Consider the following 20,345-nt stretch of genomic DNA (forward strand, 5'->3'; position numbering starts at 1 on the left):
GTTACGATTCCCAGGAAGCCCCTGCATGACGCAGCCTTACCAAGATCTGTACTGGAACAGCAATGATGGTCTGCGCCTGCACGCGCGCGACCATGCGCCGGGGGCAGGACAGCTGCCACGCGGCACCGTGGTATGCATTCCCGGTCTGACCCGCAATGGCGCTGATTTCGATGCGCTGGCCGACGTGCTCACCGGCGCGGGCTGGCGCGTGATCGCCGTCGACCTGCGCGGCCGTGCCGGCTCGGAACGCGCGCAGGATCCATCCAGCTACAACCCACGCGCCTATGCGGATGACATGGTGGCGCTGCTGCGCTCGCAGCGCATCGACTCGGCGGTATTCATCGGCACGTCGCTGGGTGTGCTGGTCACCATCACCCTGGCCTCGCGTGCCCCGCAGACGATTGCCGCGGCGGTACTGAACGATGCCGGCCCCAAGGTGCCGCGCGAGGCGCTGGCACGGATCGGCAAGTACGCCGGCAAGCCTGTGCCGCCGATGGATCTGCAGCAGGCCGCCGCCTACATGGGCACCATCGGCAAGGCGGCATTCCCGCGCTATACCGTGGAGGACTGGCGGGCCATGGCCCTGCGCACGTTCCGCCAGCGCGAAGACGGCATGCTGGAACTGGACTACGACCCGGCGGTGATCCGCACCACCCGACCGTGGGTGCTGTGGCTGCTGCGCCCGGTGCTGTGGCGGGCGGTTCGCGGGTTGACCGCACGCGTGCCGGTGCTGGTGGTGCGTGGCGCCCTGTCCGACATCCTGCCAGCCGATGTTGCCCGGCAGATGGCCGCGACATCGCCCCGCGCACGCCTGGTTGAAGTGCCGGACGTGGGCCATGCGCCGATGTTGAACGAGCCGGAGGCACGCGATGCCATCCTGGCCCTGCTGGACGACGTGCGGTGAGCACGGCCGCATCCACCGAGGCGTTGCCGGCCGCCCTGCGCCCTCTCCAGCAATGGGCGGCCGGCGAGCGGCTGGGCAGCATCACCCACGTTTCGCAGGCGCGGATCACTGCCTTCGCCGACGCCACCGGTGACCACAACTGGATCCACGTCGACCCGGTGCGTGCACAGGCGCAGCTGCCGGGTGGGCGCACCATCGCCCACGGCTTCCTGCTGCTGTCATTGACGGTGGAAGAGGATGTGGTCGCCCTGGCCGGATTTCCCGGCATCGCGCATGTGCTCAATTACGGCCTGAACAAGGTGCGCTTCCTGGCGCCGGTGCCCAGCGGCTCGGACGTACGGGTACGTTCCCAGCTGGTCTCCCTGCAGCCGCGGCAGCAGGGGCAGTGGCTGCTGACCCAGCGCAAGACCGTGGAACGGGTTGCCGATGGCGAGGTTGCAGTGGTCGCTGAGCAGCTGTCACTGATCGTGGTCGCCACCTAGCGCTGCCCCACCCCGCTTCTCTCTACACTGGAGCGATGTTGACGCCCTCCATCGTCCTGTTCGCCTGTATTGCGTGGACCGTTCTGCTGTTCGGCGTGGCCTTGTGGGGCGAGCGCCGGGGGCATCGCCTGGCACGGATCTGGCCGGTCATCTATGCGCTGTCACTGGCCGTGCATTGCACGGCCTGGACCTATTACGGAGCGGCCTCGCAGGGCGTGCAATGGGGCTTCCCGATTCCGCCGACCCTGGTCGGCATGGCACTGATCTTTGCTTTCGGCCTGCCGTTCCTGGTGCGGCTGGGGCGGTTGGCCAAGCAGCACAACAGCGCCACCATCGCCGACCTGGTGGTCGCACGGCTGCACGCTGACCAGGGCCTGGGCATCACCATCACCCTGGTTGCGCTGTTCGGCATCATTCCCTACATCGCGCTGCAGCTCAAAGCGGTCAGCCAGGGCCTGGGGGTCCTGCTGGGCGATCGTTTCGCACCTGCCGGCTGGCAGCTGGACATGTCGTTCTGGTTTGCATTGACGATGGCGGCGTTCACCCTGCTGTTCGGTGCACGCAAGGCTTCGGCCACCGAACACAACCGCGGCATCGTGGTGGCGCTGGGCCTGGAATCGGTACTGAAGCTGGTGGCACTGCTGGCGATCGGCCTGTATGCCGGACTGTCGGTGCACCGCGCCGGCACGCCCCTGCTGGAAAAGATGGCCCACCTGCCGCCGCCCGCAGTCATTCCGGATTACCTGACCATGGTGGCGCTGGGCGCGATCTCCGCCTTCACCCTGCCCCACCAGTTCCACGTGGGTGTGGTCGAGCTTCGCCAGCCTTCCGACCTGAAGACGGCGCGCTGGTTGTTCCCGGTGTACCTGCTGTTGATCGGCCTGCCGTCGGTGCCGATGGCGCTGTACGGCGCCGCCCAGCTGCCGGCATCGGTGTCGCCGGATCTGTATGTGCTGGCCCTGCCGCAGGCTGGCGGACACCACCTGTTGGCGCTGGTGGCGTACCTGGGCAGCCTGAGCGCGGCCACCGGCATGATGATCCTGTCCGGGCTGACACTGTCGATCATGCTCGGCAATCATGGCGTGGGCTCGCGACTGCTGGGCGGCATCGATGGCGGCCGGGCTGCCGGCGACCTGCGCCCGCGCGTGCTGGCCCTGCGCCGTGCCGGCATCATCGCCGTGTTCCTGATGGCGTGGCTGTACAGCCGGGCGATGAGCGATACCGAGGCGCTCAGCGATTTCGGCCTGATGTCCTTCACCGCGCTCTCGCAGCTGGCACCAGCCGTGCTGCTGGCGGTGTACCGGCCACGCACGCCCTCGCCGGCGATCATCACCGGCATCGTGGTGGGCTCGCTGGTCTGGCTGTGGCTGGTGCTGTTGCCCATGATCGTGCCTGCTGCAACGCCGTCGACCCGTCCCGACGGGCTGCACTGGCTGTCGCTGCTGTCGATGCGCCTGCAGCCGGGGCATATCGCCATCAGCATGGGCGCCAGCCTGGCGGCGAACCTGGTTGCCGTGGTGCTGGTATCGCGCGCGGTGCGCCCGTCGCTGCCACGCCAGCGTGATGCGGTGGCCACGGCATCACTGCGCAAGACCGCCGGCCGCTTCCTTGGCCAGGAACGGGCGCGGCAACTGCTCGACGGGCATGCGGGACAGATGCTGGATGACGACCGGGTCATGGCGGTGGAACGTGAGCTGACGGCCGTGGTCGGCGCCGGCATGGCCCGGCTGCTGGTGGAGGCGGCACGCGAGGGTGGCGCGGCGCCACTGGATGCGGTCACCCGTGCGGTCGGTGAAGCCACCCAGGCGCTGCGCTTCAACCAGCGCCTGCTGGAAGCCGCGCTGGAGAACATGAGCCAGGGCATCAGCGTGGTGGATGCGCAGTTGCAGCTGGTGGCCTGGAACAGCCGCTATGCCGACCTGTTCAAGTTCCCGCCGGCGCTGCTGCAGGTCGGGCAGCCGGTGGTCCATCTTACTGCGTGGGCCCTGGACCAACTGGGTATCGGCGCTGCCGTTGGCGACTCGCCCGAAAAGGCACTGCAGCGCCGCGTTGCCCACATGCGGCGCGGCACCCCGCATCTGTCCGAGCGGATCTTCCCTGACGACACCATCGTGGAAATCCGCGGCAACCCGATGCCGGGCGGCGGCTACGTGGCCACCTTCACCGATGTCACCGCATTCCGCCGCGCTGAAGATGCACTCAAGCGCAGCAATGAGACACTGGAGCGCCGTGTGCAGGACCGCACGGCCCGGCTGGAACAGGCGGTGCACGAGGCCGAACGAGCCAACGTAGCCAAGACGCGGTTCCTGACCGCGGTCGGCCACGACCTGATCCAGCCATTGCATGCGGCCCAGTTGCTGGCTGATGCGATGTCCCAGCACATCGAGTCCGAGTTCCTGGGCAGCTTCCTGCGCCAGATCCGCGGCGCGCTGGATTCCACCGATGACCTGCTGTCGGGCCTGCTCGATATGTCGCGGCTGGACGCTGGTGGCTGGGTGGCCGACCCACGCCCGTTCGCGCTGTCCACCGTGCTGGATCCGCTTGCGCAGGAGTTCGCGGTGCTGGCGGCGGCACGTGGCCTGCAGTTCGGCTATGTGCCGACCCGGGCCTGGGTGCACAGCGATCCGCTGCTGCTGCGCCGGGTGCTGCAGAATTTCCTGGCCAATGCCATCCGCTACACGCACCGCGGAGGCGTGCTGCTGGGCGTGCGCCGCCAGGGCACCTCACTGGTGATCGGCGTGCATGACAGCGGCCCGGGCATCGCGCCGGAGCAGCAGGCGATGGTGTTCGAGGAATTCCATCGCGGTGACCGCAGCAATGGCCAGGGACTCGGCCTGGGCCTGGCCATCGCGCACCGCATCGCCGGCCTGCTGGAAGCGCCGTTGCACCTGCAGAGCGCCCCTGGCCGCGGTTCGGCATTCTCCATCCGGGTGCCACGGGCAGCTCCGCCAGCCGCGCCGGACGCCCTGCCCGCTGTTGCCGGCAGCAGCACGCTGAAAGGCATCCGCGTGCTGGTGGTCGACAACGATCGGGACGCGCTGGCGGCGATGCAGCAGCTGCTGACGTCCTGGGGCTGCGACGTCACCACAGTAGGTGATGCCGCAGCGATCGGGCCGTCAGCGGGTGAGGCGGCACTCTGGTTGTTCGACTATCACCTCGATGAGGGTGATACGGGGGTGGCGGTCTGGAAGCGGCTGGTGACCGTGCACGGGCAGCGGCCGACCGTGATCCTCAGTGCCGATACCGGCAGCGATACCCGCGAAGCGGTACGCGAAGCCGGGCTTTCGCTGCTGAACAAGCCGTTCAAGCCGCTGGCGCTGCGCTGGGCGATCAACCATCTTCTGGCCACACGGGACACAGCCGGGGCCTGACGATTCAGGCGTCCTGCGCGTCTTCAAGCTGCCGCGATGGATCAGCCAAGGCCATCTCGTGCAGCACGCGTATGGCCTGCGCACGATTGCGCACCCCCAACCGTTCCATGATGCGCGTCATGTGGGCCTTGACCGTGCGCAACTGCACGCCCAGGCGGTCGGCGATCTGCTTGTTGAGCAGGCCTTCGGCCACCAGGCTCAGCACCTTGTACTGATGCGCGGACAGGCTGGCCAACCGCGCGGCGAGATCCGCATCCTTGCTGAAGGGGGCCACCCTGGCCACCGGCTCGCGCAGCAATGCCGGAATCCAACGTTCGCCTTCCAGCACGGAATGCAGCGCGGACTGCAGTTCGCTCAGTCCCGAACTCTTGGGCAGATAGCCGGCGGCACCCAGATCAATGGCACGACGGATCACCTGCGGTTCTTCATTGGCCGAGACGATGATGATCGCAAGACCGGGCTGCAATGCCCGCAGGGTCGCCAATCCAGCAAGCCCGTGATTGCCGGGCATGTGCAGGTCCAGCAGCATCAGGTCGACCGGCTGGCGCTCGACGGCCTCCAGCACGCTGTCCAGTGAATCGGCCTCGCTGATCTGCAGGTCGGCGACGGCCTCCGCCGCCGCGCGATGCAGCGCGGCGCGGAACAAAGGATGGTCATCGGCGATAAGCAGGCTTGGCATGTCCAGGCGAGATTAGCAAATCACGCGGGCGTGGACAGGGGACCTAGGTACGCTGGCGCGGTGCGCGTGGATGGCTAGTGTGGGCAGGGACGACCGGCGACCGTTACGCCGCCCACCAGGAGCCCCCATGTCATTCGCCCCCGCCGCCGATACCTGCCCGCTGCTGATCAAGCAGTTGCTGCTCACCCCGCTGGCAATGCATCCCGGGCAGGAGATCGTATACGGCGACAAGGTCCGCTTCGACTACCGCACGCTGCAGGCGCGCATCGGCCAGCTGGCCGGACTGCTGGCATCGCTGGGCGTCCGCCAGGGCGATACCGTGGCGGTGATGGACTGGGACAGCAACCGCTACCTGGAAGCCTACTTCGCCGTACCGATGATCGGCGCAGTGTTGATGATGGTGAACATCCGCCTGGCGCCGGAGCAGGTTTCCTACACGCTGAACCACAGCGGCGCGCGGGTGATCCTGGCCAACCGCGAGTTCCTGCCGCTGCTGGAGGGTCTGGAAGATCAGCTGCCGGACCTGCATACGCGGGTGCTGCTGGACGACGCGGAAGGGCCACTGCCACCGGGCTTCGTGACGGAGTATGAAACAGGCCTGCGCGCGGCCACGCCGGTCGAGCACTTCCCGGACTTCGACGAGAACACGCGTGCCACGGTGTTCTATACGACGGGCACCACCGGCCTGCCCAAGGGCGTGTACTTCAGCCACCGGCAGCTGGTGCTGCACTCCCTGGCGGCGATGGCGGCCCTGGGCAGTGCCCCGAGCCAGGGGCGGCTGCACCGCGGCGACGTCTACATGCCGATCACGCCGATGTTCCATGTGCACGCCTGGGGCGTGCCCTACGTGGCCACGCTGCTCGGCATCAAGCAGGTCTATCCCGGCCGCTACCTGCCAGCAACTCTTCTGGGGCTGATCGCCCGCGAGAAGGTGACCTTCTCGCACTGCGTGCCGACCATCCTGCACATGCTGCTCGAACACCCCGACGCGGCACAGACCGACCTGCGCAACTGGAAAGTGATCATCGGCGGCGCGGCGCTGCCGCGAGCACTGGCGCAGCGGGCACTCGCACGTGGCATCGATATCTTCGGTGGCTACGGCATGTCTGAAACCTGCCCGCTGCTCACCCTTGCACAGACTGATGCCGATGCATTGGCCGGGCCGGATGAGGCGCTGTCACTGCGGACCAAGGCCGGCATTCCGGTGCCGCTGGTGGACCTGCGCATTGTCGACCCGGAGATGAGGGGTGTCGCCCACGACGGGGTCGCCACCGGCGAGGTGGTGGTACGCGCACCGTGGCTCACCCAGGGCTACCTGCACGATCCGGATGCATCGGCAGCGCTGTGGGCGGGTGGCTACCTGCACACCGGGGACATCGGCAACATCGATGCGAATGGGTATCTGCGGGTGACCGACCGCATCAAGGATGTGATCAAGACCGGTGGCGAATGGATCTCCTCGCTGGCACTGGAAGACATCATCGCCCTGCATCCAGCCGTCAACGAAGTCGCCGTGATCGGCGTCGCCGATGCGAAATGGGGCGAGCGGCCGCTGCCGCTGGTGGTCAGACAGCCCGGCAGTGACGTGACCGAGGAAGAGATCATCGCGTTGGTGGCGGCGCGCAGCCGCTCGGGGGATATCTCGCGCTATGCGATTCCGGAACGCGTCCGCTTCGTCGATGTGATCGAGCGCACCAGCGTCGGCAAGATCAACAAGAAGAAGCTGCGTGGACTGCATGACCCGGAGGCAAGCGCTGGCCGCTGACGCCTGGGCGCCCCCGGGCGAAGCGCCAATGCGGGGAAATCAATGCCCCCGCCCTCCTGTTCCGTCGGTTCCACCGCATACATCGTGGCTGGCGCCGATCCTCCCTCGCCCCCCGCTCCTACAGTGGACCCACGGCGCCGCACTGCCTGCACTCCGATGGCAACGCCGCCAAGCCCCCCACTCTTTCGAGCCCGCAGGAGCGAGACATGGCATGCCTTTCCTGGACTACCGCTGGCACAGCGGCAATGCGCCCAGCCCCCTCCACGCAGGTTGAACGGAGGTGTGCACCATGAACCAGGTCTACGTCGCAGTCTGGGATGGAGCCCACTATCTGGTCGTCCGCAAGCGTGTGCTCAACAGCTGGTGGGGCAGCAATTCCGTTGTCGTACTTTCTGCCGAAGCGATGGCCGCTGTGCTGGCCATCCGCAACGCGCCCGGCGGTGGCACAGAGCAGGATTGGGAGCAGTTGAGGAGGCTGCTTTCCGGCGCTTGGCGCGCTGCGGGGTCAGTCGCCTACCGCGGCGAACGCACGCTGCCCCGCACCATGGACGCACTGGACCGAGCGCTTGAAAGCGCCGAACGCACGCATCCGCAAACCGATGACGTCGCCATGGAAACGCTGGCCGCTCTGCAGAGCCTGTTCCGCGAGGACGCAAGAACCCCTCCCTCGTTCAGCCCTGCGCGTGCAACCTTGCGGGAGCTCGCCATCGCATTGCCGCCGCCCACCCGGGGAACCCCGAACTGGGCCGCCGCGTTGGTAGTCGCACAACGTCTGGTGGCGGAAGTCGATGCGTGGTCGGATGGCCTGCCCCCGGCGCTGGTGAACCAGGCGGGACAATGGGCCCTGCCCGGCGGGGGCCGGCTGAACAACGAACGCAAGGAGCGCGCCGCGCGCCGCGAGTTCGAGGAAGAGCTTGGCATCTGGCTTGGGCAGGGACGCGCCGCATGCGATCTGCGTGCCCGGCTGATTCCGGATGTGGGAGACAGCTTCTCCCTGGTTCGCTTCCGCACAACGGCCGAGGAGCTTCTGCGGATGGCGCAGGAGGCCGAGAACCATGTCCAGGCCAGTGCCAGCAGCCCTGCGCGTCCCCAGTCCTGCCTGGTGACCGACTGGGAGGTGGCGGGCGTCGGACGGGTGCCGGTGGCCAATCTGCGTAATGTCCTGGGGGTAAGGGTGGGGGTTCCAGGCGAAGGAACACTGGAGGTTGACGAGGCCCTGGCCAGCGCCAGGCCCGGTAGCCAGGAGATCGGCTGGTACCGGGAGATCGCTGCACTGCTGTCACCCGCCTGAGCGTACAGCGCGCAGCTGTGTGATCCCCTGCAACCCCCGCGAGGCCCACCATGAAAGAGAGCACGCCCGAACGCGAGGCCCGGCGCTACATCAGCAAGCAGCTCACCGCGCAGATCAACAACGCGCAGGCGTATCCCGACGTTCGCACGGTCGTGGTCAAGGCACTGTCGGACATCAAGGACCAGCTGCGCAGCCTGTCCAGCAAGGTACGGCGCGACTACAGCCTGAAGCCCGGTGAGCCGTTGATGTTCTTCTACGTCAAGGGCGGCAACGCGCTGGACGCACTGCTTGAACGCCCGTCCGTTCCGCCGCCCACGCTGTTCGATTTCGGCAGGTCCGACTGGGATACGCAGGTGGTGATCAACCCCTGGATCCCGATCCCGGCACAGGATGCCCTGCACGGCGGTGTTGAAGACATCGTGATCGACGTGATGCAGGGTGCCGGCCTCAACATCGCGCTGGAGATCAGTGTCTTCCCGCCCAACCAGAATCCGTTGGCCGGCCAGGTGGTGGACCTTGCATCGGTGGACATCCATGTGCCGCCAGGCGAGCAGTGCCTGGTGACATGTGACAATCCGCAGACGTTCCGGAAGGTGTACGAGCGTGACCGTGCGGGCCTGCATTTGTTCACCAGCGAGCCGCTGAAGGGCATCGGCACCGCCACGCCGACGACAAGCCCGTCCGTGCTGCCCCCTCCGCAGCCGCCGGTGCCACAGCCCGTGCAGCCGCCGCCTACCCCTCCGCCGCCGCCAGGCATCATCCTCAACGACGGCATCAAACCCTTCGTGCTGTATCGCATGGGCTATACCTGGCACGCGCGATGGGTGAAGGATCCGAAGGCGCCTGCCGGCGACGACCCGGTGACGCCGCGGCCGATCCTGATGGAACTGATCGATGTGACCACGCCGCGCCGCGATACCGTGGAGGCCGTGACAGTGTGGTCGGACATCATCCGCAACCATCTGGTGATTGCCGAGGATGCCGGCTCGGAAGAGCGCTGGCGGCTGCCGCTGCCCAGCATGGAGTACCACCTGTGGGAAGGCCTGACCATGCTGTGCGAGATCGCCGCCTACCCCGGCTGGCCGGGTGCGGACAAGCTGGAGAAACGTCGCCGCAATGTGCAGCGCATCCACGACTGGTACCGCGACCAGCAGGGCGACCTGGCGACATTCGGCCGGGTGATCGATGGCATCTCGGCGGCGCCGGTGTTCACCGATGACACGAACTGCATGCAGCAGGTCGATGCCTGCATGCGGGTGGTCAAGGCGCGCATGCAGGCATCGTCATCGGGATTCGATCACGGCGCCCTGTCGGCCACCCACACGCAGCGCCTGTTGTACGGGCGGCAGTGGGGTGCGCAACGGGTCGCAACGCTGCTGCAACGCCTGGGTACATCTACCGCATCCTGTGGCTACAGCGACGATCTGGCGTTGATCGGGACGCTGGCACAGAACCCGTACCTGGATGTCACCCAGGTGCCGATCTCCGGCGTCGACTGCGCGATGATCATCCGCACCGACCCTGCGACGTTGCGCAATGCGACGGCGGCCAACTGCCTCATTGCGCTTGCCCAGGACCTTGGCGCGGACATGACCATCGAGGATTCCCTGCACTCGACCGTACGTGCGACGGGGATCAGCTACGAGCGAACGCTGGTGATCTTCGATGCGCCGCGCGCGCCGACGGCGCGCGTGGCCAAGGCGATCCTGACGTTGACCACTGCAGGCCCGGTCGGTTGCCCGTTCCGTGACAGCCCCGATGGTTCCGGGCAGGCCATCGCATCGTTGCTGGACATGGACAACCAGCGCAAGGTGGCAGCCTCGATCATCCAGGGGTTCGTGCAACGGGCGAATCTGTCCAGGCAGCACGAGATGATCCGGGTACTGTTGCCGCAGGGGGAGTGATCCTCGGTCACCGCTGCGCGGAACGCGGATTTCCATCGGGCTTGATCGCCCCCCTGCCCTCGCGGATCCATGCCTCCAGCGCCTGTCGGTCAGCTGCTGGGAATTGCGCGTGGCCGGTCGTGCCGCGCCCGCCGCAACGGGCGCGGCGTCACATCAATGCAGCGGCACCTTCAGCACCGAAGGTGCGTTGGCCGGTGAACTGAAGGTCACCGCCCCGCCCAGCTGGCTGATGCCCGCATAGCGCAGATCCACGGTATCGACCACCAGGGTCAGCCGGCTGCCCGCCGGGAGATTCCAGCTGCTGGCCTCGAGCCGCAGATCGATGGTCTTCGCCTGGCCGGGCGTGGCCCCGCGCAGCGTGTACGGCTTGTGGCTGATCAGCTGGCCATTGCCCAGCACATCCTCGGCATACAGGTACGCATACAGCGTGGTGTTGGCGCGGCTGGGCGTGACCGTCAGGCGCACTTCCGGCGCACCGTCCAGGCGTTTGGCGCTCCACTGGATCGGGCCCTGCCAGACGCCTGCGGCGTTACGGCCAACGAAGGGCACATAGGCGCCGGGCGGCAGGTTGAACATCTGCAGCGCGCCGGACGCCATCGCCACGCCGGAATTGGCGGCGGTCAGCAGGCCGCTGCCGATCCGGTAATTCCAGCCGGTGGCGCCACCGTTCTCCGCCAGTCCGCCGGTGGGCAGCAGCAGCCCGGCCGGCGCGGTCAGCCCGTAGCTGACAGCACCCGCATTGGTGGCCTGCCAGTCCGCATAGCGGCTCCAGCTGCCTTTCTGCGACTTCAGCTGCACCGCCGCCTGGCGGTCGATGCCATTGGCCACGCCCTTCAGGTAGTGGTCGAACCAGTCGCCCGCGGCAGCATAGACCTCATTGGGAATGCCGAGCGCACCGAAGGCCTCTTTGAGGGCATGGTCGCCATGGCGCAACTGCAGTTGCTTGGGCCCCTTCAGGCGGTTGAAGAAATCGACCAGCTGGCCCGGCGGGAACAGGCTGTCATTGAAGGCATTGGCAAGGAACACCGCCGGCTGGTTGGCGTTGATCTCGTCGAGGCTGCTGGCCGGGCTGCGCTGCGCCGCCACCGGCAGCAGCGAGTCCACCGCCCCCTGGTAATTGCCGACCAGCACGTTGCGGTTGATGGTGGCCAGCTCCGCGCCGGGGCGGCCGGTGGCCAGGCCCGCTGCCACCAGCAGGGCGATGCCCTGCGCGCTGGGCGTGTCATGGCTGTACAGCGACGCCTGCAGGTCGGCCCAGCCGCTCAGTGCGGCAACGGCCTTGATGCGTGGGTCGCGCGCCGCCGCCAGCAGGCTGGTACCGGCGCCGTAGGAAATGCCCGAGACACCGATCCTTGCCGGGTCGGCGCGGGTGTTGTCCAGCGCCCAGTCGATCAGCGCGCTGACATCCTCGACCGTGGCGGGCCCAGCGATGTCGATGCTGCCGCCCGATTCCCAGAAGCCGCGCGAGCTGTAGCTGATGACCACATAGCCGCGCTGCGCCAGCGACTGTGCCACCCCCACGTACTCAACGCTGGGCACCGCCCAGCTGCTGGGCATCACCAGCAGTGGATAGCGGCCGCTGCCGGCATCCTGCGGTTCGATGACGAAGGCCCCGAGGGGCGTGCCATCCCAGCTTGGGATGGTGCGATGGGTGGTCTTGACCGTGGCTGCCCAGGCGGTGGGCGCCAGCCCGGTCAGCAGGATCAACAGCAGCAATACCTTGCGCATCGTCGTCTCTCCCCGTCGGTGGTGGTGCAACGGGTTGGACCGTACCAGTGCGAATGGTGGGTGGCACCTTGCGACGCAACATGGCGCAAAGCCCACCTTGATATGCTTCGCGGCGCTGCGGGACTGCCGCAGACTCTCATCAAAGCAAGGATGCCCCCCCCCGATGCGCAGGACGCTCTTCGTCGGCACGCTCTTGAGCGTGGCCAGTCTGTTCGCCCCTTCAGCCATGGCCGGGGATGCCCCGGAGCCGACGAACGACTGCGCCGAAATCGCGCAATGGATGGCCAACGACGACTTCGCGGCACTCGACGCGATGGCCGCTCGTCTGCGCAACGGAGAACTCGACGCCGCCGGCGAATCCCGGCTGGGCCGCTTCTACATCTGCATGTCGCGTGCGATCGGCACGGCGCGGCAGGAGGTGGACGCCTGGAACCACTGGTCAGCCTGGGCGGCGCGCTGGGTTGAGCACGCGCCGAAGTCGCCGGCAGCCCATCTGATGACTGCACGGATTCCGCTCAATCTGGCGTGGAGCTACCGCGGCAATGGTTACGCCAACACCGTCAACGCCGAAGACGGGGCCCAGTTCCATGAGTACAACGCGGTTTCGCAGGCCTACCTGCAATCGCATGAGGGCGTTGCCGGTGGCGACCCGTTCTGGCACGAGATGAGCGTACTGATCGCGCTGCGCGAAAGCGCGGATGACGAAGAACTACTGAAGCTCGTCGACCGTGCCGCCAAGGCCTTCCCCGACTACGAGCCACTGCACTTCATTGCCATGCAGCACTTCACGCCGGCCTGGGGTGGCAGCGCACAGAAGATGGAAGCCTTCGCACGGCGCTCGATGGCGAGTGCCCCGAAGAAGAAACGGGCCATGCGCTACGCACGGCTGTATTGGTCGGCCACCGGGTACTCGGCCGATCACTTCCACGCGGCGACGCCCGATTGGCCGCTGATGCGCCAGGGCCTGGACGAAATCGCGCAGCGCTACCCGACCATCGACAACCTCGAGACCATTACCCGCTTCGCCTGCTGGGCGCGAGACGGCGACGCCCTGGACCGGTGGAATCGCCTGTGGTTGAGCCGCAGCGGTTTCAGCGAGGCGGTCATTGCGGACTCGAGCGAGCAAAGCAGGGCCGCCTGCCTGGCGCCTGATGCTGGGCAAGAGGCTTCCTTGTAGAGCCAACCGCTGCAGAACCGAGCCGCGGAGGATGCGTGGTCTGGTATGCGCTTCACACCTGTCGGGCGCTTAGCACGTGCGCATGTCAGCCACGCCCTGCTCCGTCTGACACATCTCCAGTGCTTGCGCGCGGTCACAGCTTGGTCTTTTCGTCATTGACCAAAAGACGACAGCTTGTGACGCTTGCGACACCGCACGGCCTCCATGGCCCTGTCATCGCGGTCAGTCCTACCGCACTCCGCATCACCCGTATCCGCAACGCCTTCACATGACACAGGCCCGGCCTGGTCGTGGCGGGTCGCTGCGTCCCGAATCCTTTGCTGGAGAATCGCAATGCGCCTTGCAAGCTTCGTCTTTGCCTTCGTCCTCAGCGCCTTTGCCGGCGCAGCCCAGGCCCAGGTGGTCACCCTCAACAAGGGCGGCTTCGTGCTCACCTACGACTGCAGCATCCACAGCGCCACCCGCTACGAGTACACGCTCACCGCCGATACCGGTTCCGCTGCACGGCCGTCCAGCTTCTACAAGGACCCGGACCTGCCGGCCGGTTGCCTGGGCCAGACCAGCACCGCGTCCTATGCCAGCATCAAGTCCGGTTATGACCGCGGCCATCTGGTCACGTCCAACCACATGGACTACGACGCGACCTACATCCGCCGCGCCAACTACATGACCAACATCGTGCCGCAGGTGTCCAGCTTCAACCAGGGCATCTGGGTGAAGGCCGAGAACGTGGCCGAGTGCTACCGCGACATCGCGCCGGTGGACGTCTACGGCGGTGTGGTCTATGGCGATGCCTCCAACGACTATTTCCTGGCCAGCCACGGCATTCCCACGCCGGAATTCTTCTGGAAGACGATCATCACCCGTGATCCGAACACCGGCACCGCCAAGGCGATCAGCTGGATCATTCCCAACGAGGCCAACCTGGGCAGCCTGGACAACTACCTGGTGACCATTGCCGATCTGGAGGACCTGCTCGGTGCCAGCTACGTGGCGATCAACGCACCGGCCTCGCTGAAGAACATGCTGCCGGCCACCACCTGGCCGCAGCCGGCCGGATGTGACCTGAGCTGAGCGACGGGCGGAAGAACGTCACGATGCCTGCATGCGCAGCCATCGTGACGCCAGAAGTCTGGCAAACAGGAACTGCAGTACGGGGCCGATGAGCACGGCAAAGGCAAGCCCGCGCCCTATCGTCGGTACCCCAGCGGACAGCATTCGCAGCAGGTACGCCACGCTGGCCAGGCTGATCAGCAGGGACGTGGCAAGCAGGACCAGCGACACCACCATCGTGCGCGCCGTCGATGCGGGCTCTGGCGACGGCGCGCTGGCCCATAGGCCGGCAAACGTGGCCAGTGCGCAGGACACCAGCAGGACCAGGCTGGCAATCTGCAACTGCGCAGGCCCATCGAAAACCGGCATGATGAACTCGCCAGGCGGGATTGCCGCAGGCAAGTGCAGCGCCAGGATGGGAAGAAGGCAGCTACCGGCCACCAGCGTCACCGCGCCGGCGATGCTGGCACTAATGAGGTGATGGTGCTCGCCCTCGGCACGGATGCGCCGCTGCATCAGCAGCGCCGGCACCAGGGCCAGCAGCGTGAGGACCAGTGCATGCGCAAGCGGAAGCAGACTGATGGCTGCGACACTGTGGACTGGAAACGGCAACTGCGCCATCGGAATGCGCATGGCGCGATCCAGCACGACGAGCAACCCGGAAAACGCGATCGAAGCGATCACCGGGTGGCGGATCCGCAGCGCGCCGCGGCGCCCGAACAGCAGCATCGACACCAGTACCGCCGCCCCGGCAAACAAACTCAGGCGGAAACCGAGCTCAGCCACCGCGTTGCCGATTTCACGTGAGTCCTCGGGCGGCCCCAGGCGATACCCGAATGCGATCAGGCGGAGGGCGACGGGCAGGTACAGGCAGAGCACATAGAGCTTGGCGGCCATCGCGAACTGGATGGGGTACGCACTGAAGAATGATCGCAATCGGTTCAAGGCGTATTCCCGTGCAGGCGCTGGGCGGGGTGGCCCGGCAGTCTAGCGTTCCTGTGGCCCGCGTGCCCTGCCCGGCCCGCTGTGGGAAAATGGCGGGCACGTCGTCCCTTGGTCTGTTCCCGGAGTAGTAGATGTCCCGCTTTCCCTTTGATGCCGTGCTGTTCGACTGCGACGGCGTGCTGGTCGATTCCGAGCCGCTGGTGGCCCGTGTGCTCTCGGAAATGCTGACCGCACGCGGCTGGCCGCTGACCCCGGCACAGGCCGGCGAGGTCTTCCTCGGCCAGTCGGTGGCCCATCTGGCCGGGCTGATCGCAGAGCGCACCGGCAAGCCGTTCACCGAGGAATGGCTGGAAGAATTCCGCCAGCAGCGCAACCGTGCGCTGGAGCAGGATCTTGAGGCGATCCGGGGGGCGCCCGAGGCCGTGCGTGCGATCGCCGCGGCGACCGGTGGCCGCATTGCCTGCGCCTCCGGTGCCGACCTGTTCAAGGTGAAGCTGCAGCTGGGCAAGGTCGGCATCCTCGATGCCTTCGGTGACCACGTTTTCAGCGGCCAGGACATGCCGCACACGAAGCCGCACCCGGACGTGTACCTGGCCGCGGCTGCTGCGCTGGGTGTGGACCCGACGCGCTGCGCGGTGATCGAAGACACGGTCACCGGCGCGACCGCCGGCGTCGCGGCGGGTGCGACCGTGTTTGGTTTCAGCGAGGGCGGCCCGCACCACAGCACGCCGGAGGCCCTGCGCGCTGCGGGTGCGAAGGTCATCTTCCAGCGCATGGACCAGCTGCCAGCATTGCTGGCTGCCTACGCCGCCGACGCGGCCGCCTGACGTTGCCTCAGCCCGCAGCGCCCAGTCGGGCGTTGCGGCGCTTTCCGGTGTAATGCAGCACGAACAGATACAGGCCGGTGAACAGCTGCAGGAACAGTGGCGGCAGCGGCGAATAGGTGATCCACGCTGCAGGCTCGCCCTGCCCCAGCCCGCGAACGGCGAAGTTGGCGATCACCGCCAAGGTGAACACGATCGAGGTCCAGCGATGCACGGGCCGCGCCCAGCCGCCCCGGCTCATTGCTTGCGCCTGGCTTCAGAGCGGGCTTCGATCATCTTCCAGCCATTGCCGGACGGGTCACGGAATCCGGCGTCGATGGCACCAAAGCGTTCGACCGGCTCCTGGGTGAACTCGACGCCCTGCGCCAGCCATTGCGTATAGCATGCCTGGCAGTCATCGACGGCCAGCACCAGCGGCGGCATTGCGCCTTTCGCCACCAGCTGCTGCAGCGCCTGCGCGGTGGCCGCGTCGTGGGTGGGCGGACCGGGCACGAACAGCCCCAGCTGGAATCCGTCCTGGCCGGGGCTGCGTACCGTCAGCCAACGGTAGCTGCCATTGCGCACGTCGGTGTGCACTTCGAAACCGAGCGTGCCGACGTAGAACGCGAGAGCTTCATCCTGGTCGCGCACATACAGGCCGACCGTGTTCACAGTGTTTGTCATGGGACCTCCCTCAGGTGGGGTCCACGTTAGCAACCGCCTCGCGGCGGCGCTTCTCCAAAACTGCGATGTTCAGGTCCGGTCGCTGCGCGGCACGTGCGTGGCATTCCGGCACGCTGGCCGCCGTCGCCTGGCCCGATCGCTCGCGCTCGCGCACATTGCCCGGGCTGTCACCGGTGATGTCACGGAAGATGCGACCAAAGGTGCCCAGGCTGCTCCAGCCGGTCTGCGCGGCGATCTCGGTGACTGGCAGGTCGGTGTCACGCAACATCGCCACGGCACGCTCGATGCGCCGGCTGAGCAGGTAGCGGTGCGGTGGCAGCCCGAATGCCTGCTTGAACGAACGCGCGAAATGCGCAGGTGATACGGCACTCACTTCGGCCAGGCGGGCCACCGGCCAGTCTTCGTGGCTGGCGTGGTCCATCCGGTCCTTGGCACGCAGCAGGCGTCGCAGCAGTTCGGGGCTCTGGTTCATGGCGTCACCGTGCGCGCCAGATGATGTCGCGCCGCATGCCTGGCCTGCGCGGCCTGCTCGCCCAGCCAGTCACCGAATGCAATGACCTTGGTGCTGCGGCTGCGCGCCGTCGGTGCCACGAACCAGAAACCACGCCCGTCGCTGGCGACTCCGGGATGTGCCTGCACCAGGCGCCCACTGTCCAGTTCGGCCTGGAACAGGATTGGCGAACCGATGGCGATGCCCTGCCCGGCAATGGCAGCGCCGACGTCCAGATGCTCCATCGCAAAGGGGGTGACAAAGCTTTCCTTGGACGGCGGCGGAACAGCACCATGTGCGGAAAACCACAGTGCCCACCAGTCGGGCCTGCCGAGCAGTGGAACCCGCAGCGCCCGGCGACCGAGCCCGTCTGCCGCCGGCAGCAGCGCCGGCGCGCACAACGGGGTGAAAATACTGGGAAACAGGGGCGTGGCCTGCAGCCCGGGCCACTCGCCATGCCCATTGCGGATGGCGGCATCGAAACGCCCGGCGGCCAGGTCCTGCGGCTCTGCCGACAGGTCCAGTTCCAGCACGAGGTTCCGATGGCGGGCCCGGAAGCTGCCCAGGCGAGGCGTCAACCAGCTGGTACCCAGCGTCGGCAATACGGACAGGCGCAATCGCGTCGCATCCATGTCAGCGGCACGCATGAAACTGGCACGAAGCGCGTCGAAGGCCCGGGTGGCCTCCTGCGCGACGCTGGCACCGGCATCCGTCAGCTCCACATGCTGCGCGTGGCGCAGGAACAGGCAGGTACCGGTCTGGGCCTCCAGCCGCCGCACGTGGTAACTCACCGATGCCGCACTGGTGTCGAGCTCCTCGGCGGCACGGGCGAAACTGCCCAGCCGCGCCGCCGCCTCGAAGGCGCGGATGGCGGCAAGCGATGGCAGCTGGCGTTGGGTCACCATAAGTGTGGCTTAGCCTGAGCCTCGATATCTGCGTGGTCAATCCCCCTTTTACCCGCAACGATGGCGGCACCTCCGGCATGGGATCACGCACATGGATCGACGGCAGTTCCTGGCCACCCTGGCCGCCGCGGCAGCATCCGGCACCGTGCCCACCGGATGGGCCCTGGCCAGCCACAGCGAAGACTGGAAATGGTTGCAGGGCAACTGGCAGGTCCGGCACCAACGCCTGAAGGAGCGGCTGGTGGGCGATACCCGCTGGGAAGCCTTCACCGGCTCCAGCGCGGTCTGGCTGACCCTGGGCGGGCTCGGCACCATCGATGACAACGTCATGGCGCTGCCTTCGGGCCCCTACAGGGGCCTTGGCGTGCGTGCGTTTGATCCGGTGTCTTCCACGTGGTCGATCTGGTGGATCGATGGACGCAACCCTGCCCATATCGAAGCGCCCGTGCGCGGCGTCTTCGAAGGCGATGGCGGCAGCTTCCGCGGTCGCGATGACTTCAAAGGGCGCCCCATCGAGGTCTGGTTCCGCTGGCATGACATCCATGGAGATGAGCCGTGGTGGGAACAGGCGTTCTCCGACGATGCCGGCGCGCACTGGGAAGTGAACTGGCGCAACTGGTTCCGGCGCACTGCTGCGGCCCCCTCTCCGCTTCCAAAGCGGCCGGATGCACCGGGTGATTTTGATTTCCTGGTGGGCCATTGGAACGTGCGCCATCGCCGCTTGCGTACACGGCTGGCAGGCAGCGACGCCTGGGAGCGTTTCACCGGCACCCTGCATAACTGGCCGGTACTGGGAGGGTTCGGCAACGTGGGCGACAACCTGATGGACGTGGCGGGCGCGCCGCTGCGCGGCATGGGCATCCGCGCCTGGAATGCGGCTGAGCGGCACTGGCTGAGCTGGTGGCTGGATGGCCGCGAGCCGACCCGGATTGGCGTGCCTCTACGCGGTGGTTTCGACGCCGGTGCCGGCCGCTTCTTCGGCGAAGAACTGCACGACGACGGACGAGCGATCCAGACGCGGGTGATCTGGTCACGTATCACCCCACGTTCGGCGCGCTGGGAACAGGCGGCCTCGGCCGATGGCGGACGCAGCTGGGAAACCAACTGGGTCAGCGACTTCGAGCGACAGGCATGAAGTCGCTGCTGGCGGTGATGCTGCTGGTCTCTGCATCGTCTCTCGTTTCGCCCTCAGAACGGCTGCAGATCATCGGCCCCGCCGAACGCTTTGCCCCCGGCATTGCATCCACACGGCATGACGAGATTCGACTGACCCTGAGCCCGGACGGAAAGACCGCGCTGTGGTTCAGCCGCAACCGGCCAGGCGGCCCGGGCGGGTATGACATCTGGATCTCGCACCGCGAAGGTGATCGCTGGCGGTCGGCCACGCCGGTGCCGTTCAACACGCCGGGGCGCGACTTCGATCCCGCATTTTCCGCAGATGGGCGCGTCGTGTATTTCTGCTCGGACCGCGCAGGCGGCCAGGGCGGCGACGATCTGTACCGGGTGAGCGTGGAACGCCACGGCCGCTTCGGGGAACCGGAGAATCTGGGGCCTGCGGTGAACAGTGCGGCCGACGAGTTCGCACCGATGCTCTCGCCGGATGGTCGCACACTGTTGTTCTCCAGCGATCGTGCGGGCGGTGCCGGCGGTCATGACCTCTATAGCGCCACGATGATCGGCGGCGTGGCGCAGCGGGCGCGGCCGCTGGCTGGCGGCATCAATACCGCCGCGCAGGAATTCGATGCCACCTTCCTCGGCGATGGCCGCACGGTGGTCTTTGCCCGCGCCCTGGACTTCGGCAGTGCACCGGTGCGCCAGTTCATCGCCTACGAGCATGCAGGCCGCCATGACGAGGGCCATGCATTGCCAGCGCCCGTGAACGAGCCCGGCGGCGACAGCTACGGCGCAATGCTGGATGGTTCGCGCCGCGACATGCTCACCTACTCAGCGCGGCGCGCAGGCGGTGAGGGCCTGGACCTGTACCGCGTCCGCTACCGGATGACGCGGCCTTGAAGGCAGGTGGTGTCGATTTCCAGCGCCCCGGTTCGTCGAGAGGATGAATACCCAAGGAGAGAATGCAGATGCCCTCCCATCAGTCCCTTGCATGCGCCTGCGGCCAGGTCCGCCTGGCCATCACCGGTCGCCCCATCGCCACCGTCGAATG

At 67.1% G+C, this 20,345-nt stretch carries 18 protein-coding genes; 11 read left to right on the top strand and 7 right to left on the bottom strand.

The genetic code is table 11. The features are described 5' to 3' along the window. The first annotated feature begins 25 nt into the window (after nt 1–25). The 3 genes from AB1281_RS09260 to AB1281_RS09270 are packed head-to-tail and all read left to right on the top strand — an operon-like array spanning nt 26 to nt 4,757. Nucleotides 26–904 (top strand): alpha/beta fold hydrolase, encoded by an 879-nt coding sequence (locus AB1281_RS09260; RefSeq protein ID WP_075678277.1) that lies wholly within the window; start codon nt 26–28, stop codon nt 902–904. Further along, nucleotides 901–1,386: a MaoC family dehydratase gene (locus AB1281_RS09265; RefSeq protein ID WP_430345676.1), complete on the top strand. Its 486-nt coding sequence runs from the start codon at nt 901–903 to the stop codon at nt 1,384–1,386. The genes AB1281_RS09260 and AB1281_RS09265 overlap by 4 nt, the downstream gene beginning before the upstream one ends. Nucleotides 1,387–1,421: 35 nt before the next feature. Then, complete coding sequence (locus AB1281_RS09270) at nt 1,422–4,757, top strand: hybrid sensor histidine kinase/response regulator (RefSeq protein WP_430345677.1); 3,336 nt, start codon at nt 1,422–1,424, stop codon at nt 4,755–4,757. Between the two features lie 4 nt (nt 4,758–4,761). On the opposite strand, the gene AB1281_RS09275 is transcribed toward AB1281_RS09270, so the two are convergent. After that, entirely contained in the window at nt 4,762–5,436 is a 675-nt protein-coding gene (locus tag AB1281_RS09275; protein WP_430345678.1) for a response regulator transcription factor, read from the bottom strand. A 127-nt stretch (nt 5,437–5,563) separates the two neighbouring features. Between AB1281_RS09275 and AB1281_RS09280 the strand changes: the two genes are divergently transcribed. The 3 genes from AB1281_RS09280 (at nt 5,564) to AB1281_RS09290 (ending at nt 10,396) form a co-directional block, all read left to right on the top strand. Next, a complete protein-coding gene (locus AB1281_RS09280; RefSeq protein ID WP_430345679.1) occupies nt 5,564–7,201 on the top strand; it encodes a fatty acid--CoA ligase in 1,638 nt (545 codons plus the stop codon). Between the two features lie 289 nt (nt 7,202–7,490). Next, on the top strand, nt 7,491–8,492 hold the full coding sequence (locus AB1281_RS09285) for an NUDIX domain-containing protein (RefSeq protein ID WP_075678273.1): 1,002 nt from the start codon (nt 7,491–7,493) through the stop codon (nt 8,490–8,492). Nucleotides 8,493–8,542: 50 nt separating this feature from the next. Then, nucleotides 8,543–10,396 carry a hypothetical protein gene (locus tag AB1281_RS09290; RefSeq protein WP_430345680.1) on the top strand — a complete coding sequence of 618 codons (1,854 nt, stop codon included), beginning with the start codon at nt 8,543–8,545 and terminating at the stop codon, nt 10,394–10,396. Between the two features lie 153 nt (nt 10,397–10,549). Here the strand turns inward: AB1281_RS09290 and AB1281_RS09295 are convergent, their stop codons facing one another. After that, nucleotides 10,550–12,124 (bottom strand): S15 peptidase family protein, encoded by a 1,575-nt coding sequence (locus AB1281_RS09295; RefSeq protein ID WP_430345681.1) that lies wholly within the window; start codon nt 12,122–12,124, stop codon nt 10,550–10,552. Between the two features lie 163 nt (nt 12,125–12,287). Here AB1281_RS09295 and AB1281_RS09300 point away from each other — a divergent pair, with 163 nt between their 5' ends. Beyond that, complete coding sequence (locus AB1281_RS09300) at nt 12,288–13,301, top strand: hypothetical protein (protein WP_430345682.1); 1,014 nt, start codon at nt 12,288–12,290, stop codon at nt 13,299–13,301. A 333-nt stretch (nt 13,302–13,634) separates the two neighbouring features. After that, entirely contained in the window at nt 13,635–14,375 is a 741-nt protein-coding gene (locus tag AB1281_RS09305; RefSeq protein WP_430345683.1) for a DNA/RNA non-specific endonuclease, read from the top strand. Nucleotides 14,376–14,393: 18 nt separating this feature from the next. On the opposite strand, the gene AB1281_RS09310 is transcribed toward AB1281_RS09305, so the two are convergent. Next, a complete protein-coding gene (locus AB1281_RS09310) occupies nt 14,394–15,299 on the bottom strand; it encodes a hypothetical protein (protein ID WP_430345684.1) in 906 nt (301 codons plus the stop codon). A gap of 131 nt (nt 15,300–15,430) precedes the next feature. Here AB1281_RS09310 and AB1281_RS09315 point away from each other — a divergent pair, with 131 nt between their 5' ends. After that, nucleotides 15,431–16,126: an HAD family hydrolase gene (locus tag AB1281_RS09315; RefSeq protein ID WP_430345685.1), complete on the top strand. Its 696-nt coding sequence runs from the start codon at nt 15,431–15,433 to the stop codon at nt 16,124–16,126. Between the two features lie 7 nt (nt 16,127–16,133). Here AB1281_RS09315 and AB1281_RS09320 read toward each other — a convergent pair whose 3' ends face one another. The 4 genes from AB1281_RS09320 to AB1281_RS09335 are packed head-to-tail and all read right to left on the bottom strand — an operon-like array spanning nt 16,134 to nt 18,181. Further along, a complete protein-coding gene (locus AB1281_RS09320) occupies nt 16,134–16,364 on the bottom strand; it encodes a hypothetical protein (RefSeq protein ID WP_430345686.1) in 231 nt (76 codons plus the stop codon). Further along, entirely contained in the window at nt 16,361–16,786 is a 426-nt protein-coding gene (locus AB1281_RS09325; protein WP_430345687.1) for a VOC family protein, read from the bottom strand. The genes AB1281_RS09320 and AB1281_RS09325 overlap by 4 nt, the downstream gene beginning before the upstream one ends. A gap of 10 nt (nt 16,787–16,796) precedes the next feature. Continuing rightward, nucleotides 16,797–17,258: a helix-turn-helix domain-containing protein gene (locus tag AB1281_RS09330; protein WP_430345688.1), complete on the bottom strand. Its 462-nt coding sequence runs from the start codon at nt 17,256–17,258 to the stop codon at nt 16,797–16,799. Next, complete coding sequence (locus AB1281_RS09335; RefSeq protein ID WP_049445083.1) at nt 17,255–18,181, bottom strand: LysR substrate-binding domain-containing protein; 927 nt, start codon at nt 18,179–18,181, stop codon at nt 17,255–17,257. Before AB1281_RS09335 ends, AB1281_RS09330 begins: the two co-directional genes overlap by 4 nt. A gap of 91 nt (nt 18,182–18,272) precedes the next feature. Here AB1281_RS09335 and AB1281_RS09340 point away from each other — a divergent pair, with 91 nt between their 5' ends. Next, the gene (locus AB1281_RS09340) at nt 18,273–19,316 is read left to right on the top strand and encodes a hypothetical protein (protein ID WP_430345689.1); all 1,044 of its coding nucleotides are present in this window, start codon (nt 18,273–18,275) and stop codon (nt 19,314–19,316) included. Beyond that, entirely contained in the window at nt 19,313–20,194 is an 882-nt protein-coding gene (locus tag AB1281_RS09345; RefSeq protein ID WP_430345690.1) for a TolB family protein, read from the top strand. The genes AB1281_RS09340 and AB1281_RS09345 overlap by 4 nt, the downstream gene beginning before the upstream one ends. The last annotated feature ends 151 nt before the right edge of the window (nt 20,195–20,345 follow it).

The organism is Stenotrophomonas sp. NRRL B-14846, assembly GCF_050473585.1.
In the GTDB taxonomy this organism is placed as follows: domain Bacteria; phylum Pseudomonadota; class Gammaproteobacteria; order Xanthomonadales; family Xanthomonadaceae; genus Stenotrophomonas.

Coding starts and splice junctions, on each gene's coding strand:
- AB1281_RS09260 (WP_075678277.1), top strand. CDS start 26: ATGACGCAGCCTTACCAAGATCTGTACTGGAACAGCAATGATGGTCTG.
- AB1281_RS09270 (WP_430345677.1), top strand. CDS start 1,422: ATGTTGACGCCCTCCATCGTCCTGTTCGCCTGTATTGCGTGGACCGTT.
- AB1281_RS09275 (WP_430345678.1), bottom strand. CDS start 5,436: ATGCCAAGCCTGCTTATCGCCGATGACCATCCTTTGTTCCGCGCCGCG.
- AB1281_RS09280 (WP_430345679.1), top strand. CDS start 5,564: ATGTCATTCGCCCCCGCCGCCGATACCTGCCCGCTGCTGATCAAGCAG.
- AB1281_RS09285 (WP_075678273.1), top strand. CDS start 7,491: ATGAACCAGGTCTACGTCGCAGTCTGGGATGGAGCCCACTATCTGGTC.
- AB1281_RS09290 (WP_430345680.1), top strand. CDS start 8,543: ATGAAAGAGAGCACGCCCGAACGCGAGGCCCGGCGCTACATCAGCAAG.
- AB1281_RS09295 (WP_430345681.1), bottom strand. CDS start 12,124: ATGCGCAAGGTATTGCTGCTGTTGATCCTGCTGACCGGGCTGGCGCCC.
- AB1281_RS09300 (WP_430345682.1), top strand. CDS start 12,288: ATGCGCAGGACGCTCTTCGTCGGCACGCTCTTGAGCGTGGCCAGTCTG.
- AB1281_RS09305 (WP_430345683.1), top strand. CDS start 13,635: ATGCGCCTTGCAAGCTTCGTCTTTGCCTTCGTCCTCAGCGCCTTTGCC.
- AB1281_RS09315 (WP_430345685.1), top strand. CDS start 15,431: ATGTCCCGCTTTCCCTTTGATGCCGTGCTGTTCGACTGCGACGGCGTG.
- AB1281_RS09320 (WP_430345686.1), bottom strand. CDS start 16,364: ATGAGCCGGGGCGGCTGGGCGCGGCCCGTGCATCGCTGGACCTCGATC.
- AB1281_RS09325 (WP_430345687.1), bottom strand. CDS start 16,786: ATGACAAACACTGTGAACACGGTCGGCCTGTATGTGCGCGACCAGGAT.
- AB1281_RS09330 (WP_430345688.1), bottom strand. CDS start 17,258: ATGAACCAGAGCCCCGAACTGCTGCGACGCCTGCTGCGTGCCAAGGAC.
- AB1281_RS09335 (WP_049445083.1), bottom strand. CDS start 18,181: ATGGTGACCCAACGCCAGCTGCCATCGCTTGCCGCCATCCGCGCCTTC.
- AB1281_RS09340 (WP_430345689.1), top strand. CDS start 18,273: ATGGATCGACGGCAGTTCCTGGCCACCCTGGCCGCCGCGGCAGCATCC.
- AB1281_RS09345 (WP_430345690.1), top strand. CDS start 19,313: ATGAAGTCGCTGCTGGCGGTGATGCTGCTGGTCTCTGCATCGTCTCTC.